13 protein-coding genes and 1 pseudogene are annotated in these 16,346 nt (G+C 42.4%); 6 read left to right on the forward strand and 8 right to left on the reverse strand.

Annotated features, from left to right (window positions below):
• Positions 1-40: 40 nt before the first annotated feature.
• The 4 genes from CDC37_RS05835 to CDC37_RS05850 all read right to left on the reverse strand — a co-directional run bounded on the left by CDC37_RS05835 (position 41) and on the right by CDC37_RS05850 (position 4,535).
• Positions 41-571: a thermonuclease family protein gene (locus CDC37_RS05835; protein ID WP_096620910.1), complete on the reverse strand. Its 531-nt coding sequence runs from the start codon at positions 569-571 to the stop codon at positions 41-43.
• Between the two features lie 95 nt (positions 572-666).
• Positions 667-1,443 carry an armadillo-type fold-containing protein gene (locus tag CDC37_RS05840; protein WP_096620911.1) on the reverse strand — a complete coding sequence of 259 codons (777 nt, stop codon included), beginning with the start codon at positions 1,441-1,443 and terminating at the stop codon, positions 667-669.
• Between the two features lie 104 nt (positions 1,444-1,547).
• Positions 1,548-2,114 (reverse strand): hypothetical protein, encoded by a 567-nt coding sequence (locus tag CDC37_RS05845; protein ID WP_096620912.1) that lies wholly within the window; start codon positions 2,112-2,114, stop codon positions 1,548-1,550.
• 1,017 nt (positions 2,115-3,131) lie between these two features.
• Entirely contained in the window at positions 3,132-4,535 is a 1,404-nt protein-coding gene (locus CDC37_RS05850; RefSeq protein WP_096620913.1) for an amidohydrolase, read from the reverse strand.
• Between the two features lie 149 nt (positions 4,536-4,684).
• Here CDC37_RS05850 and CDC37_RS05855 point away from each other — a divergent pair, with 149 nt between their 5' ends.
• Both CDC37_RS05855 and CDC37_RS05860 read left to right on the forward strand, forming a co-directional pair.
• Positions 4,685-5,464: a cysteine hydrolase family protein gene (locus CDC37_RS05855; protein ID WP_096625948.1), complete on the forward strand. Its 780-nt coding sequence runs from the start codon at positions 4,685-4,687 to the stop codon at positions 5,462-5,464.
• A 501-nt stretch (positions 5,465-5,965) separates the two neighbouring features.
• Positions 5,966-6,409, forward strand: coding sequence for a cupin domain-containing protein (locus tag CDC37_RS05860; protein WP_096620914.1), 444 nt, complete (start codon positions 5,966-5,968; stop codon positions 6,407-6,409).
• A gap of 417 nt (positions 6,410-6,826) precedes the next feature.
• On the opposite strand, the gene CDC37_RS05865 is transcribed toward CDC37_RS05860, so the two are convergent.
• Entirely contained in the window at positions 6,827-8,152 is a 1,326-nt protein-coding gene (locus tag CDC37_RS05865; protein WP_096620915.1) for a dihydroorotase, read from the reverse strand.
• Between the two features lie 619 nt (positions 8,153-8,771).
• On the opposite strand from CDC37_RS05865, the gene lepB reads away from it, so the two are divergent.
• On the forward strand, positions 8,772-9,428 hold the full coding sequence (lepB, locus tag CDC37_RS05870) for a signal peptidase I (RefSeq protein ID WP_096620916.1): 657 nt from the start codon (positions 8,772-8,774) through the stop codon (positions 9,426-9,428).
• Positions 9,429-9,687: 259 nt separating this feature from the next.
• Positions 9,688-10,464 carry an MOSC domain-containing protein gene (locus CDC37_RS05875; protein WP_330220832.1) on the forward strand — a complete coding sequence of 259 codons (777 nt, stop codon included), beginning with the start codon at positions 9,688-9,690 and terminating at the stop codon, positions 10,462-10,464.
• Positions 10,465-10,549: 85 nt separating this feature from the next.
• On the opposite strand, the gene CDC37_RS05880 is transcribed toward CDC37_RS05875, so the two are convergent.
• The 3 genes and pseudogenes from CDC37_RS05880 to CDC37_RS05890 all read right to left on the reverse strand — a co-directional run.
• Positions 10,550-10,999, reverse strand: a complete 450-nt coding sequence (locus tag CDC37_RS05880) for a hypothetical protein (protein WP_096620918.1) — start codon at positions 10,997-10,999, stop codon at positions 10,550-10,552.
• Positions 11,000-11,100: 101 nt separating this feature from the next.
• Entirely contained in the window at positions 11,101-11,478 is a 378-nt protein-coding gene (locus tag CDC37_RS05885) for a response regulator (RefSeq protein WP_096620919.1), read from the reverse strand.
• Positions 11,468-13,981 (reverse strand): annotated as a pseudogene (locus CDC37_RS05890) (response regulator); the annotation flags it as partial. The gene CDC37_RS05885 and the pseudogene CDC37_RS05890, both read right to left, overlap by 11 nt.
• Positions 13,982-14,634: 653 nt before the next feature.
• Between CDC37_RS05890 and CDC37_RS05895 the strand changes: the two are divergent.
• Together CDC37_RS05895 and leuD are read left to right on the forward strand one after the other, a co-directional pair.
• The gene (locus CDC37_RS05895; protein WP_096620921.1) at positions 14,635-15,180 is read left to right on the forward strand and encodes a hypothetical protein; all 546 of its coding nucleotides are present in this window, start codon (positions 14,635-14,637) and stop codon (positions 15,178-15,180) included.
• Positions 15,181-15,675: 495 nt separating this feature from the next.
• Positions 15,676-16,269 carry a 3-isopropylmalate dehydratase small subunit gene (leuD, locus tag CDC37_RS05900; protein WP_096620922.1) on the forward strand — a complete coding sequence of 198 codons (594 nt, stop codon included), beginning with the start codon at positions 15,676-15,678 and terminating at the stop codon, positions 16,267-16,269.
• Positions 16,270-16,346 lie beyond the last annotated feature (77 nt).

Consider the following 16,346-nt stretch of genomic DNA (forward strand, 5'->3'; position numbering starts at 1 on the left):
GATAAATACAACAGCCAAATTGCAGCTAGCTGATTGCTAGCTATTTTTGTTTATTCAGGAAACGCCATTCCCAGGGATTAACAAATTTGGAGTCTCCCCAAACACCATTTTTAGCTTGTTTGGCTTTGGCTTCGCTAGTTTCGAGGATATCACGACTGGGACATGTTTTGAGGTAGGGACGGTAGACTTTGGCTAATCCTTCCTGGAGTAAAACCTGCTGAACAAAAGTGCCATTAGGGAGACGAACTTCAGCGACTTTTCGTCCATATTTGTCATTATCGGTTGTAGTCAGAATTACGCGATCGCCTCCTTGTTTGATAAGTTCTTCTAACCGTGCTTGAGCTTTCGCTCCCCATTGAAATTGGTTTTTGTCGCTGCTATTTCGGCGATCGCGTTCTTTTTGGGAGTGGGGAATTTCGGGTGCATCAATACAAGCAAGACGAACTGTCACCCGATTACCAGATTGATCGATGACTCGAATCGTATCACCATCACTAACCCGCTCCACGCGATCGCCCTTGGTGACAAAGCGATCACACCCACTCAAATTGAGAGCGATCGCGACTATCATTAAGCAGATAATGAATCGAGATATTCGTATCCTCAAGCTGATTCCTGGAAAAATGTGAAGTACAGAAGACAGGATACAGGATATGGCAGGTCAATTTAAAGGGAAATTTGCTGTTTGTGGGGTATTTTTAAAGGTTTGAGGGGTGTGGGTGAGTTGGGGGAATCGCTAACTGGTGCAATGATTTCTAAGCTTGTCAATGCGGTCTCTCGAACAACGGTTTCCCTTTCTTGGGTGAGCAATAAATGTAAGCAGTCTATAATAGTTTGTCTGGTATCCCCATCAACCTGCATCCGTTCGACTAATTTTGTCACTTGACGGATGGCTACCAAACGCTTGAGGGGGTCTGAAGCAGTTAAATTTTGTAATATTTCATCAACTTTATGATCCGCATCGCGACCGTAGGTATTCGCCAGTTGCCAAATCAAAAGGATTAAAATTAAAATACTTGCCAATCCCTGAATAATCATCGCCGTAGCAGCCCAATGATGATTTAATTCTAACCAAGTGGAAACACCAGCATAACAGCTAACCGTACCGATTCCACCACTGAGGACAGCAACTAAAATGCGACGATTAGGGCTATAGATAAATTTACGAATTTCCAGCCAAAATTTCTGCCACTGCCATTCCTGGAGTGAATAGGCAAACACCATTGTCCCCAAACCAACACCAAGAGCCAATAGCAGTTTCCAATCCCATACCCCCATTGCGACAATGAAGGTGACTAGACCCAGGGAACCACCCGGACCTTGGAAACGCTTGAGCAGTTTGATGGGGTAACTACGATTCTTTACTCCACCTTTAGAGGTATTTAATTTCCAATTTGGTATATACTTAGTAATTTGTCGCCACGATGACGAAGCCTGTGCCACTGTGTTTACCTACTTAACTAGCAAATTTATCCAGTTTAATAATATATAGCTTTTGCCTGAAAATTCCGATTTTGGCAAGTCATAATCGGATCAATTTGGGAAAATCAACGACAAAAACTAAAATCATCAACGGTAAATTGCCCATTTAGCACACTAAAGGTGACAGCATGAATCTCTGCTGCTTGAACTTGGACTAGCATGTTCGGGGGAACCGATGAGTTGGAGTTGGCCAAATTCGCACCCACAAGTATCGACCGATCCACAAGTTGGCGATCGCGATTATAGGCTGACATTTCTAAGCGTTGGGAACTGGTCACAAAAGCCTTGACTATTTTGACTGGTTGCAAAAAATTGACCTGAATTAATCCGCAATTCGGTGCCGCTAACAAAACTATATTACCGGAAGCTGTAGGAAATGCGGGATTAGAAGGATGAATCGCAATGCAATTTTCAAATATTACACCAACATCTGCGTATTGTTGGGTGACTACTTCAAAACATCTTAGGGTTTCTAGATTTAAGCAGATATATTCAAAATTATCTGAGTCCGTTAATTCTGGATGACTGCAAATATCATGATTTTTGCCTGTAAAGCCCAATTTATCCTTTGCGAGAGAGGATAATTGCCGATTTTCTAAAATAGGAATATCAAGACTACCCTGCTTCAGCATTGTTCTACTACTTGTGTGTTTAATTACATCAATTTTTCTAATTCGGAAATATAATGTATGGCTTGTGATGTGGTTGGAATGGGCTAGATAGTATCTTTATTTACTATTTTTGAAATTTCCCTTTCTTCCTAGAAGCCATTTGTATCTGGCTGGTAAACAAGCTATATTGATGGAGATACCTCCTGTATATTATCATACCTTTTACTACTTAGATAAAAAAGAAATATTGTTTTAATTTTTACTTATAGATATACAAATAATAGTAGATATCACCAGGATAGAGAGGAGATTTGCCACTAAAAAACATGAAAACTTTACAACTAAAAATTTAATTTCATAATTACTTTATTTCAGTATTAATGAATTTATGTTTAAGGTAGACAGGAGGGGGAAAGCTAACGTAGTTTGATGAAATCACGGCAAAGCCGAGGTAATGGCAAAGTCAAAAATTCTTAGAAAATCCATAATGAATTGATAAAGAAGTGTTGAAATTAGCTATTTAAATTACACATTCCGATGGGCGTATTACGGAAAATAATCCGAGTTGCATTGGGAAACATCGCGAATATCAAGAAAATTTGACACAGCAGTCAAAGTACCAGGTTCGGAAATTTACAGGCTTAATAAGTAGGGAATGGGGAGTAGGGAGTAGTTTTAGTTTTTGAAAAGGCTGGGTGTATTTCGGAGGATGGGGAAAAGCAGTTTCATGCGGTTTTGTTGTCAGCATTACCTATTGGCTATTTCCCATTCCCTATTGCCATCTCAAAGGGTGACTTGACGAGCAAAAATCGGCCTCAGTTTGTATGTTTCACTTCCAAGACGAGGGTTAAATATTTCCCTGTAATAGCAAATTAGAAAAAATAAGGCGACAAATAGGAAGACATAACCCTCGTTTAACAAGAGCTTCCCAATCTATAGACACTCAGCATGGCTTTTACCTATCCATACCTTCAGAATAATCCAAAATCCAAAATCCAAAATCTGATTTAGGGCATAAATTTGAGATGGGAATGATGATCAATTAGATAAACCCATCACAAATCGGTAATGGGGTTCTAACTCCATCGCTGTTTGCGATTGACGCATTGTTTGCCATTGGCTGTGGTTAAATAAAGCTTGTCGCAATTCATCCACATCAATGGTGGTGACTTGGCCATGACTCACAACCTGTTTACCGTTGACCCAGACACTATCAACAGCAAGACTGGGACGACCGAGAACGAGTAAACCGATGGGGTCTGTACGGGGAAGTAAGGATAAATTGGTCAAATCGTAGGTGACTAAATCAGCTTGTTTACCGATATCTAGAGTTCCGATGTAATTTCCCATATTCAGACCGATTGCACCACCTTGAGCAGCAATTTGTACCGCATCATAGGGGGTAATCCAGTTGCGGTAATCCATATCGGTGACATTATGGAGGATGGAGCCGATTTTGATGGCTTCCAGTAAATCTTGGGAGTCATTGCTAGATGCACCATCACAGCCAAAACTGATATTGACACCTGCTTTGCGGTACTTGAGAATGGGAGCGATACCGCTTCCTAAACGGAGGTTACTCAAGGGGTTGTGGACAACCGTCGATTTTGTTGCGGCCAAAATTTCGATATCGCGATCGCTCAAATGAACGCAATGGGCTAGGGAGGTACGATAATCTAAGTAGCCGATGCGTTGGAGATGTTCTACAGCCGTACATCCGTATTTCTCCTGAGCGAGTTTTTCCTGGGCTTTGGTTTCCAACAGGTGGGAATGGCGACACAGGTCATATTTTTGACTTAGCTCGATACATCCAGTAAATAAGGCATCGGTACAAAGTTGAATACCTGTGGGTGCGACGAGAATACTGACTCCATTTACCGGATTATGGAACTGCTGGACGGCAGTTTCGATAATATCCAGGGTTGCTTGGGTAGAACGAAAATAGGGTTCATGGTTTTGGCTAGTATTTCCAGAGGGTATACCAGCCGTGATCGACTCATCCTGGATCAGGGGAGCAATAAAAGCCCGAATTCCCACCTCTTGGTAAGCACGCACTGCGGTGGCGATGGTTTCTAATTCTTTTCCAGGAATCAAAACTAGATGATCGACCACACTGGTTCCCCCAGACAGCAAAGTTTCCACGGCGGTTCCCAGAGCGCTTAAATAAACTTGGGATAAATCCAAGGGGGCAAAATCGTATAATTCCGCTAGCCACAGTTCCAGGGGATACATGGACATGATACCCCGTTGCCACATTTCCGAAGAATGGGTATGGGCATTGATAAAACCGGGTAAAAGCAACTTATTTGTGGCATCTATGACCGTACCAACGGGTTCCAAATCAGTACCGATAGCGGAGATTTGCTGGTGAGAAATAATCAAATCTTGATGAAGATACCGATTGTCAACCGTAGTGAGGGCATTTTTGATTGTATAGTTCACAATATTTAACCTTGAGTAGATGAATAAAACCGCCAGGAAGCGGTATTTTCAAGTTACAAAATAAAAAGAATTACTCATCAAGAATAGCTTTATTTGAGATACCGACTCAAAAACTATTGGTGGAATCGAATTATGTCAATACATTAATTATGAATTTACCATTACGGAAACTAGGAATTAGTCCCAATGCTTGGACAGTGAATCAGGCGATCGCAGATATTACCCGTCCCCCCCTTGAACCCCATCCGGTGACTCTGATGACGGAAACCAAGCAATTACGGATGGATTTAGCCAAAACCGCCATCCTGGTGATTGATATGCAAAATGATTTCTGCCATCCCGATGGTTGGTTATCCCATATTGGGGTGGATGTCACCCCTGCGCGTCAACCGATTCAACCATTGCAAAAGTTACTGCCGATTTTACGGGGTGTGAATGTTCCCGTTATTTGGGTGAATTGGGGAAATCGTCCCGATTTACGCAATTTAAGTGCTGCTACGCTCCACGTTTACAATCCTACAGGTGCAGGGGTGGGAGTAGGCGATCGCTTACCAAAAAATAATGCCCCTGTACTCATAAAAAATAGTTGGGCTGCGGCAATTGTGGATGAATTAGAAGCAAAACCAGAGGATATTTATGTGGATAAGTATCGCATGAGTGGGTTTTGGGATACGCCCCTGGATAGTATTTTACGTAATTTGGGGCGAACAACGTTATTATTTGCCGGAGTCAATGCTGATCAGTGTGTGATGACCACTTTACAGGATGCAAATTTTTTGGGCTATGACTGCATCCTGATTAAAGATTGTACCGCGACAACTTCACCGGAATATTGTTTACAAGCGACTTTTTATAATGTGAATCAATGTTTTGGTTTTATGACTAATTCAGATGAGATTTATCGGAGTTTGCAGACAAAATCAACTTGAGTAGTACCCCCCATTTCTCACAAAACCCTAAAACTCATAGGGAATAGTCCGTGACGGGAGTAGAAGGAAAATCAATCCGTTACTCAAGGCTTATAACTTACTAGTACCGCGCGGCGTAAATACACCTACCTTTCCCCTCGCACCCATGCTCCGCGTGGGAGCAGAATCTGCGAGGCTCCTGCTTCGTGAATGAAGGCAGAGCCTTCAACTCACTAAGCGACCACGCGGAGCATGGTCACTAGATAAAAAGTTAATACCCGGTTTATTTCAGCCAACCTGTACTAGTGAGAAATCCAGGGTACGTTGTCGAAAGAAATAATTGGTATTAATTTCAATAGCAAACGGCGATAGTTGACCGTTGTTTATTAACTGTATTCTGTCTCCTGTATTCTGCTTTCTTACTTCTAAATTCTAATTTTTAACTGTTGACTGTTGTTTGTTAACCGTATCCTGCCTCTTGTATTTTGTATTTTGATTTCTAACTTCAAGGAGCTATTGATAATGTCTTTAAAAAGTTGTGTAATTCCCATTGTGAAATCCCCCAAAGATTACCAAGCATTTCGTATTAGTCCCCATGACACAAATCGCTTGGCTATAGTCTTTGATAGTTCCAGCGCGAATACTTCCTTAACATGCTGTGTGGAAATATTTGATATCGGTGGACAAACCCCTCCCAATCGTCATCAATGGGCAGTAGAAATGTTCTTTGTCATTAAGGGAGAAGGGATGGCAATTTGTGATGGAAAAAAGGTAGAGATAAAAACTGGAGATAGCCTACTAGTGCCACCAACGGGAACCCATTTAATTAAAAATACCGGAAATTCCCGTCTATACACATTAACAATTATGGTTCCTAACGAGGATTTTTCCGAATTAATTAGAAGCGGCACACCTGTAGAATTAGATGCGGAAGATATGCTGGTTTTAAATGGATTGTCTCATTAATAAGTTAATAAATTGCTGGAAACTGGGAAGTAGAATTGGGTATTTAAGTGTTTTTAAAAACCAGGAGGCATAAATTAACATAACTATTAAAAATAAATACGGCTCTGCTGCTCGCGAAGCGCCGCGCTAGCTGTAAAAGTCTTTTATTAGGGGTAGGGAATGGGGAGTAGGGAATAGTTTTAAGTTTTTCCCTTTCGCTTTTCAAAAGACCCAAAAAATTACAAATGCAAGGTTTTTACGAATTACGAAACAGAAATTAGGTGTTTGGGATTGCTACGTAAGCAAGTCGATCCACTGGGTGAAAAAGTACAATGACTGTGTTTACATGATCCTTGTATCAGTCGTGAATAATTACGTACGCGAAGCGTTGCCGTAGGCTATTACGTAGCTTGCTTCCCGCGTAGCGGGTATTACGAATTATGCTGCATCAAACCTCAGAGCTTGTCCCCGCACATGGGTATTTATTTTACCCTTTTCATAGACAATTTCTCCCCCGACGATAGTATAAACAGGCCAACCAGTTAAATTCCAGCCTTCAAAGGGACTCCAACCGCATTTACTGACGATTTCTTCCCGGAGGACAGGACGGTAATTTTCTAAATCTACCAGAACTAAATCCGCGTCATAACCGGGTGCGATCGCACCTTTGTTAGGGATACGATAGGCTTGAGCGACGGCGGTGGACATCCAGTTGACAACCTGGGGTACGGTACAATGTCCCTGTTGAGCGGCTGTTAACATCAAAGCCAAAGAAGTTTCCACCCCTGGCATTCCTGAAGGTGTATTGGGATACTCTTGGGATTTCTCTGCCAGGGTATGGGGAGCATGGTCTGTGGCGATAAAATCGATAATCCCGTCCCGTAAAGCTTGCCATAGTACTTGATTATCGTGGGGCGATCGCAAGGGTGGGTTCATTTGGGCTAAAGTACCAATTTTGGCGTAGGCACTGGTATTTAATAGTAAATGTTGGGGTGTGACTTCTGCTGTCACCCAAGCGGGTTTATCTTGTCTTAATAATTCCGCCTCCTCGGCGGTGGACATGTGTAAAATGTGTAAGCGACGTTGATATTTTTTGGATAAACTTAAAGCTAGTTGGGTAGCTTCTAAGGCTGCTTGATTATCTTGTATTTGGGAATGGATACTGGGGTCATGGATATGGGCAAATTCCTGACGACGTTGGTCGATCCGTTGTTGATTTTCGGCATGAACGGCAATTAAACGGGTTCCACTGGCAAAAATTCGTTCTAGCACCTCGGTTTCATTTACCAGTAAAGGACCGTGCATAGAACCCATAAAAATCTTGATTCCACAAACCGGGTGAGCGGTATTTAAATCAGGAAGAACTTCCTTGGTTGCACCGATAAAAAAGCCATAATTAACCAAACACTTTTGGGCTGCTCGTTGTAATTTATCATCCAGGGTGGCTTGGGTAGTAGTCAAGGGTCGGGTATTCGGCATTTCCAAAAACGAAGTCACCCCACCTTTGGCACAAGCACAGGTAGCAGTAAATAAATCTTCCTTATATTCCAAACCCGGTTCGCGAAAATGTACCTGGGGGTCAATCACACCAGGCAACAAAGTTAACCCCGTTGCGTCTATAACCAATGTGTCCGCAGGAGGGCTAATTACGGGAGCAACTTCAGCAATCAAGCGATCGCGTATTAGCACATCTGCGAAAATTAAATTAGAATCAGGTAAAACAACGTGGGCATGACGAATGAGTAAATTTACCAAGGATGACATGACGAACACTGCATCTGCAACCAGACGCGATATCAACACCAATAATTATACTAGTCAAGCAAAGATTTAGGCTGATTCAATAGTTATTTTTAATCAGAGAAACAAAAAAAAGTGGATTTTGGCAAAAAAGTAGCTGCTAATGTAGCAATTTCACTCGAATATCTAATATCTGCGGTTAAGATGTCTAATATAGTAATTAATTAGGAATGGGGACAGAGAATGCAGAATACAAAATAACCCATACATCAATTGAGGCTGCAAGATTTTGGCTTAAGTAGTAGGTGCAATTAAACATCAAACAACAATGTAACCCACCATTCGTTGAAAAGCCTTACCCCCAGTACAGACGCGATATATCGCGTCTCTCCCTAATCCCTGATCTGAACGACAATTTTCACCACCCACCTACTTAACTGTATGACTGTTAACCTTTACAGACATAAATACTATGGCTAATTGCCACTAATTCGATTCTAGTCAGGGTAAATATCCTGTTTTCTGTGTCCTGTTCCCTATATTCCTTCCCGTTTACAAGCTAATTGCTAAAAAAGCTACTAAAAATAGTCACTCCGACTTCAAGGGGTTATTTTCTATATCAATCAGTCCTTTTGTAAATTCCATGCAAAACCAAGTGTCCGATCAAAATTCTAGTAAAAAACCAGATAATTCCTGGATTGCGGAATTCGCAAGAACAATTATTCTCAGTATCTTACTAGCTTTAGGTATTCGTACTTTTGTCGCTGAAGCACGTTGGATTCCTTCCGGTTCGATGGAACCAACTCTACACGGTACACCCAATCAATGGGAAGCCGATAAAATTATTGTGGATAAGGTGACATATCGATTTTCCTTACCTCAACGCGGCGATATTGTCGTGTTTTCCCCCACCCAGGAATTACAAAATGAAAAGTATGAAGATGCTTTTATCAAACGAGTGATTGCTTTACCTGGTGAACGGGTGGAAATCAAGGACGGTAAAATATATATTAATGGCAAACAACTACCAGAAAATAATTATTTAGAAGCTGGACAACGGACATCTGTGGATGTTTGTACTTCAGGTCCCCAACCTCCTTTGTTGCACCAACCTGTCACCGTTCCTCCTGATTCCTACCTAGTATTGGGTGATAATCGCTCCCAAAGCTATGATGGACGTTGCTGGGGATTTGTCCCCCGTCAGAATATTATCGGACGAGCGATTGTGAGATTTTGGCCTTTACCCAGAATCGGTGGACTAGATCGGTCTTATCCTCTGTATCCGGAAAATCCCCAGTAGTTTTTGGGGGAATTATTAACAGAGCAGGATTTACGCAAGGACAAAGTCAACACCGTCACTGTATCAGACGCGTAACGGCTTCTTGCTTGTGTAGCAATCCCAAACTCCTGATTTCTCACAACGAGTGCGTAAGTCCTACAGGGATGTTGCAATACAACGTCTCTATAAAAATCATTTCATCGGATATTGCTCCCCTCTATACCCCTCTATAATTCTATAATTAGAGATTGCTGACAAAGTGGGGTGCATCGTGGCATATGTGGCGAAAATTTGCTTATTTCCGATTAAATCCCTGGATGGTGTGGAAGTTGAACGGGTGGAAGTTCTAGCTAGTGGAGCTTTAAAAGGCGATCGCGAATTTGCTATTGTCGATGAACAGGGAAAATTTGTCAATGGCAAGAATAACCCGATGGTGCATAGATTGCGATCGCAGTACCAATTAGCTGCACGGACTGTTACTTTGCAAATCAATGGAACAGGGATAGAACAGGTCTTTAATTTGGATGGGGAAAGATTAGCGATCGCTAGAACTCTCAGCGATTATTTTCAATTTCCGGTGTGTTTGCAGCGAGACACGAAAACCGGTTTTCCCGATGATATCCAATCCCCTGGACCAACTATTATTAGTACTGCAACTTTAGTGGAAATTGCTACTTGGTTTCCGAGTTTGAGTATTAATGATATCCGTCAGCGCTTCCGGAGTAATATCGAAATTGGTGGTGTCCCGGCTTTTTGGGAAGACCAATTGTTTGATGAAGCTGATAATTGTGTTTCTTTCCGGATTGGTAATGTCTTGCTATCTGGTATTAATCCCTGTCAACGTTGTGTTGTTCCCACCCGTGACCAGATGACCGGGGAATCCTACCCGGAATTTACCAAAATTTTTACTAAAAAACGCCAAGAAACCTTACCAGCATGGGTTAACCCCAGTCAATTCAATCACTTTTATCGAGTCGCTGTCAATACCAGACTCAATCCTTCGGAAGCAGGTAAAAGTATCGAAGTTGGCAATGAAGTCGAGATTTTTTGGCATTAGTTTGTAAATATGGGTTGTTGACTGTTAACGGTTAACTGTTAACAATCAACAACATACTCCATCCCAATGGATGGATATTCGATATTTAACGCTGTTGCTGTTGCTGTTGTCTTTGTTGTTGTTGACGAATTAATTCCTGTTTTTGTTCGTTTGTTAACAGCGCTTCGATTTGTTGCTGGGAGGAAATAAAGACTTGTTGTAATGCTTGTTGTTGCTGGGGAGTAAATTTTAATTCTGCAAATACTTGACGGGGGGGAACACCTGCTTTTAAACGTGCTTCTGCGGTGCGTTTTTGTTCCGCAGTAAAGATTTTTTCAATTTGCGATCGCGTGTTATTTTGTATTTCCACCAATTTTTGTTGCTGTTCGGGTGTTAATTGGATTCCAGCTGACCTTGCGGGTCTGTTGGGGTTATTTGGTCTTGCTTGAGCGATAGTCGATCGGGAAGCTACAGGATTAGCCAATACCGTTTGGGGTAGGGTGACTGTAGAAAGGGCGATCGCAGTGGCAATAACGGATAGTTGTTTAAATCTCATTCAAATCCTCGTGGGTATTTCCCGTGAATTCCCACTATTATAGAAACTTTAGAGCGAAAAATTACCCCTTGTAATTTCGGAATTTTGAATAAATTTCCATCTCAACTCCATCCTAAGGCTGTAGCTACATCCTGAGCAAGCTCCATCGGATTAAAGGGTTTAGGTATGACCGCTTGCATTCCCATTGCTGCATAACGTTGGCGATCGCTATTTTGGATTTTAGCTGTTAATAAAATCACAGGGATATTACGGGTTTCTCCTTGCTCTTGGAGTTTTTTAAAGGTGGTTAGCCCATCCATATCGGGCATCATCACGTCTAGTAAAATGACATCAGGTTTTTCCGTTGTGGCTTTTTTGATACCTTCTATCCCGGAACTGGCGGTAATGACTTCCCATCCAGCAACGGTTTCGAGACAGATTTTGGTGACTTCTTGGATATACTCTTCGTTATCAATGACGAGAATGCGTCTATTGCTCATTGTGAATTGCCTCACGATGGGTGATTTTTTGCAATAATTCCATCACACTCATTTCAAATTCACGGATGGAAACGCGTCCTTTGGTCAAAAATTGCGTCTCGCCTAATTGTAAACGTTGACGTTCGGATGCATCTAAATCTTTGGCGGAGTATACTAACAGGGGAACGCGATGCAGACGGTTATGTTGCTTGAGCCATTCGACAACGGCAAATCCATCTCCTTCTGGTAAGCTGATGTCGAGGATGAGCAAATCGGGATTAAAGTCTTGGCTGAGACGAATTGCTTCTGCACCTGTTTTGGCTAGATGGGTTTGGATGTGATGGGTAGTCAGGAGGGTGGAGATAATTTCCGCCAAAATCAGGTCATCTTCGACAATCAAGACACGACGTAATTTTGATGTACTTGCAAGGGCTTTTTGTAAGGCGGAAAATAAACTGGTTTCGTCAACGGGTTTGCAGACCCAATCGGTGAATTCTTGGTTGGGGTGGGGTGTATAGTTAACGGAGCAAACGCTGCAAATGACGATGGGGATGTGTTTGGTACTTTCCTGTTGTTTTAATTCTGCCATGACTTCCCATCCACTCATCCCTGGCATGATTAAATCTAGTAAAATGGCATCGGGTTGATGGTTGGTAGCAAAGGCGATCGCCTCTTCTCCTTTAGTTGTGGTTGCGACTCGATAATTGTGGGATTCCAGGAGTGGTTTAAGTTCCTCTAAAACCTCCGGGTCGTCGTCGCAAAGGAGGATGTGTGGTTGATTTAACTGGCTTTTAGTATCAGTGGGGGAGGTGATGGTAGTAACGGGAGATGGTTCTTGTTGCGGCTGGAGAGGTAGGGTAAAGTAAAATTTACTACCTTCCCCTAGGGTACTTTCAACCCAAATTTTGCCATTATGTTGTTGGACAATGCTGCGACAGATGGCTAACCCCAGACCCGTACCATCCTGTTTGCGGGAATCGGAAGAATCGACCTGTTGAAACCGTTCAAAGATGCTGTTAAGTTTATCGGCAGGTATACCTCGACCACTGTCTTCCACGAGAAATAAAACTTCCTCTGCATCGGTAACGCTAGCGCGGAGATAGACAGTGGAACCGGGATAGGAAAATTTAATGGCGTTACTGAGCAAATTGGTGAGGGTTTGGACGATTTTATCTGCATCAGCCCAAACTTGGACATGGAGGTATTCTACATCTAAATTTACCTGAGCTTTATCGGCGATCGCCTGCATAATATTTACAGCTTGGGCGATAATTTCGGCAACATTGTAAAGTTGCTTTTCCATTTTCACCCGTCCCGATTCGATGCGTTCGATATCGAGAATATCGTTAATCAGTCGTACCAAACGTTCCGTACTGTCGGTTGCTATTTGTAATAGCCGTTTCCCCTGGGGTGAATCGCTGGGAATTAAACCACTGGCTAACATACCCAAAGAACCATGAATGGAGGTGAGGGGAGTGCGCAACTCATGACTGACCACCGAAACAAACTCATCCTTCATCCGCTCGATTTGTTTGCGATCGCTGATATCCTGAAGATACACAGTGTAAATGGTCTCATTCTCTAAATCTAGCTTAGAAATCGAAGCTTCCGCCGGGAATTCACTGCCATCGCGACGACGACCAAAAATTTCCCGACGTTCCCCCATCCGTCGCGTCACCGTACCCGAATCACCGAAATTACTCACATACTGACGGTGATTTTGAACATGACGCAAAGGAATTAACATATCCAAACTGTTCCCTAACACCTCAGCAGCAGTGTAACCGAAAATTCTTTCCGCACCCTGGTTAAACAAAATAATCCGTTGCTGACGGTCAATGGAAATAATTCCATCATCAGCAATATTCACAATACCTGCAAACCGTTCCTGGGAAATACGTAGTTCCTGCTGGGTGCGCTTGCGTTCATCCAACTCCGTCTGTAATTGACAATTCAAAGCAATCAACTCCGCAGTCCTTTCAGCTACCCGTAACTCCAACTCCTCCTTATTTTTACGTAAAATATTTTCCCGTTGGCGAGACACCATTGCACTGGATAAGATATTGGCGATCGCCTTTAAAAAATTCACATCATCCTCGGTAAAATGTTGATATCGAGGAGTATGGGCACCCAATACCCCATACACATCCTCCACGCCCGCAATCGGTACACTCAAACCACTTTTAATCTGTGCTGACTGCAACAATTCTGAACCCTGGAAGCGTGTATCTGTTGCCAAATCCTCCACAATCACAGGTTGACGCACTAACAGTGTATAGCCAGCATGGGAATTATCCAAAGGGATACAAAAATTACCAATTAAACTTCGTTCCCAACCCACCGCAGCCTTTAACCGCATCACCCCCTGACCCGGCAAAATTTCCAGAATCTTCCCATACTCAACCCGTAGACCCTGGGTGACAAATTCGATCGCAGTTGCCAATAACTTATCTAAATCACTTCCAGCCAAAGCCATTTGTCCTAATTCCACTACAAAGGCTTGCTGACGTATCCGTGCAGTTAAAGTATGACTTTGGTGACGACTCCAGCGATAACGACGGATAGCTCCAGCGATCGCACCAACACCAAGTACGGTCATCACCACGGTTGCAAAAATATGCCATTGGAATGCAGATATTAGCATTTTTTTCGGGAATAGGGAGTAGGGGTAGAGACGACCGGTTGGGTCGTCTCTCTTGACATCGGTGGGTTGTCTATACGGAGAGGGAGTAGGGGTGTTAATTCACTGGCTATCTTGCACCTTACTCATGAATACCTACCCTGATAAAGGATTTAGTCATAAATCTACTTTATCGCAGATGTTGATAGTCCATTGGAATGGACTGATGCTGTCAGATGTGCATGAACGTAGTCAAGTAATATGGATAGATACTGAGTAACATTTACATTTATTGAACAATTACACATAGCGCAAGATTTGAAGTTAACCCCCCTACAGATAACATCCTAGTCAAAATGGCTAATCAATCACAAATAAGATAAATTGAATTTAATATTTACTTACACAAATACAAATTTTCGGGTCGTTGACTCGTAAGAAACTCGGAAAAATATGAAAACTTTACCAATTTACGGTAAATTGTCATCCACCACTCATTGGAGATGGGTATATTATTGCTATCAAAGGTAGTAAATAAAGTTACAACAATCAGAACTATGACTAGTGTGTGGAAGCTTGCTCAAAGTCTAGCGGTATCGACTATCATCCTTGGTAGTAACGGGGTCGCTTTCGCTTTACCTCAAGTAAACTCTTCTCCCATTGCTCAAACACCGGAAACAAGCGCATCAAAACGCCAACTCGATCCCCGTACTAATATCAGTTTTGAATCACAGGGGTGTACACGCAGGGGAAACGTGGTGACCTGTGAAGTAATTAGTACAAACTTCAACAATATGCACCGTCGAGTACATTTTGGAGCTAGCTTTGAAAAATATCCCACCCGCGTTGTTGATCCGAAGGGAAATGTTTTCGTAGCTCGCAGCGTCAATTTTAATAATGTGCAAAGAGGCAGCGATCGCGTTACCATTGATTTAGCCCCTGGTGTTCCCACCAGACTAGTATTCCTATTCCAAATCCCCCAAACCATTACGGAAATTAGCGCCATTGACATTGGTTATCTAGCCATCAGTCGGATTGATGTCCTTAGTCGCACCACCCTAACTAACGTCGGTTCTATTTCCGCAGCTGTCGGCAGTAGATAGGAAGAAACAATTAGGGACTAGGGTGTGGGGAGGAATTAATTGGTAATTCGTAATTGGTAATTCGTAGTTCGTAATTCGTAATAGCCTACGGCAAGGCTACGCCTACGTAATATCCGCTACGCGGGAAGCTGGCTATGTAATTCGTAATTTATGAATTCGTAATTCGTAATACCCGCTACGCGGGAAGCAAGCTACGTAATAACCTACGGCAAGGCTGCGCCTACGTAATATCCGCTACGCGGGAAGCTGGCTATGTAATTCGTAATTCGTAGTTCGTAATAGCCTGCGGCAACGCTTCGCGTACGTAATACCCGCTACGCGGGAAGCTAGCTATGTAATTCGTAATTTAGAATTCGTAATTCATAGTTCATAATTACGAATTACGAATTAGTAATTACGAATTATTATATACTGTTCTTGCATAGCCTATCTTCCCTAATTCCAGGGGGAAGTAGGTTGCACTCCACGTTTTCCTTACCCAACATCCCCCCATCCATGTCTAGCGAAATTAAATCTATCTCCGGTCGTGCTATTCCTTTAATCGGTAATGATATTGACACCGATCGCATTATTCCTGCTCGATTTTTGCGTTGTGTCACTTTTGACGGTCTCGGTGAACATGCTTTTGCTGATGACCGTGCAGCTTTAGGGGGAGAACATCCCTTTGATCAACCACAATTTCAAGGTGCTAATATTCTCATTGTGAATCGTAATTTCGGTTGTGGTTCGTCGCGGGAACACGCACCCCAAGCTATTTCTAAATGGGGAATCAAAGCCTTGATTGGTGAAAGTTTTGCGGAAATCTTTTTCGGCAATTGTGTTGCCATTGGTGTTCCCTGTGTGACTGCTGATGCTACCACGATTCAAAAATTGCAGGAAATAATTTCCACAAATCCCCAAGCATCAGTGATAATTGATTTAGAGTCTATGCTGGTAAAATGTGGAGATTTCTGTGCCGAAATCAAAATGTCACCTGCTCCCAGAAATATGTTCGTATCTGGTTCTTGGGATGCTTGCGGTCAGTTAGTTTCCCAGCGCGAACAAATTCAAGCAACTGCGGCAAAATTACCCTACATGGTATGGAGTTAAGAAGTTGGGTTTTTAGTTAGGGTTTGCTGAAAAATCTTTAAGTATTAAAATAGACTTTTAAAACACATCCTCTTAGA

Origin of the sequence: Calothrix sp. NIES-3974, assembly GCF_002368395.1 — a bacterium.
Classification (GTDB): Bacteria; Cyanobacteriota; Cyanobacteriia; order Cyanobacteriales; family Nostocaceae; genus NIES-3974.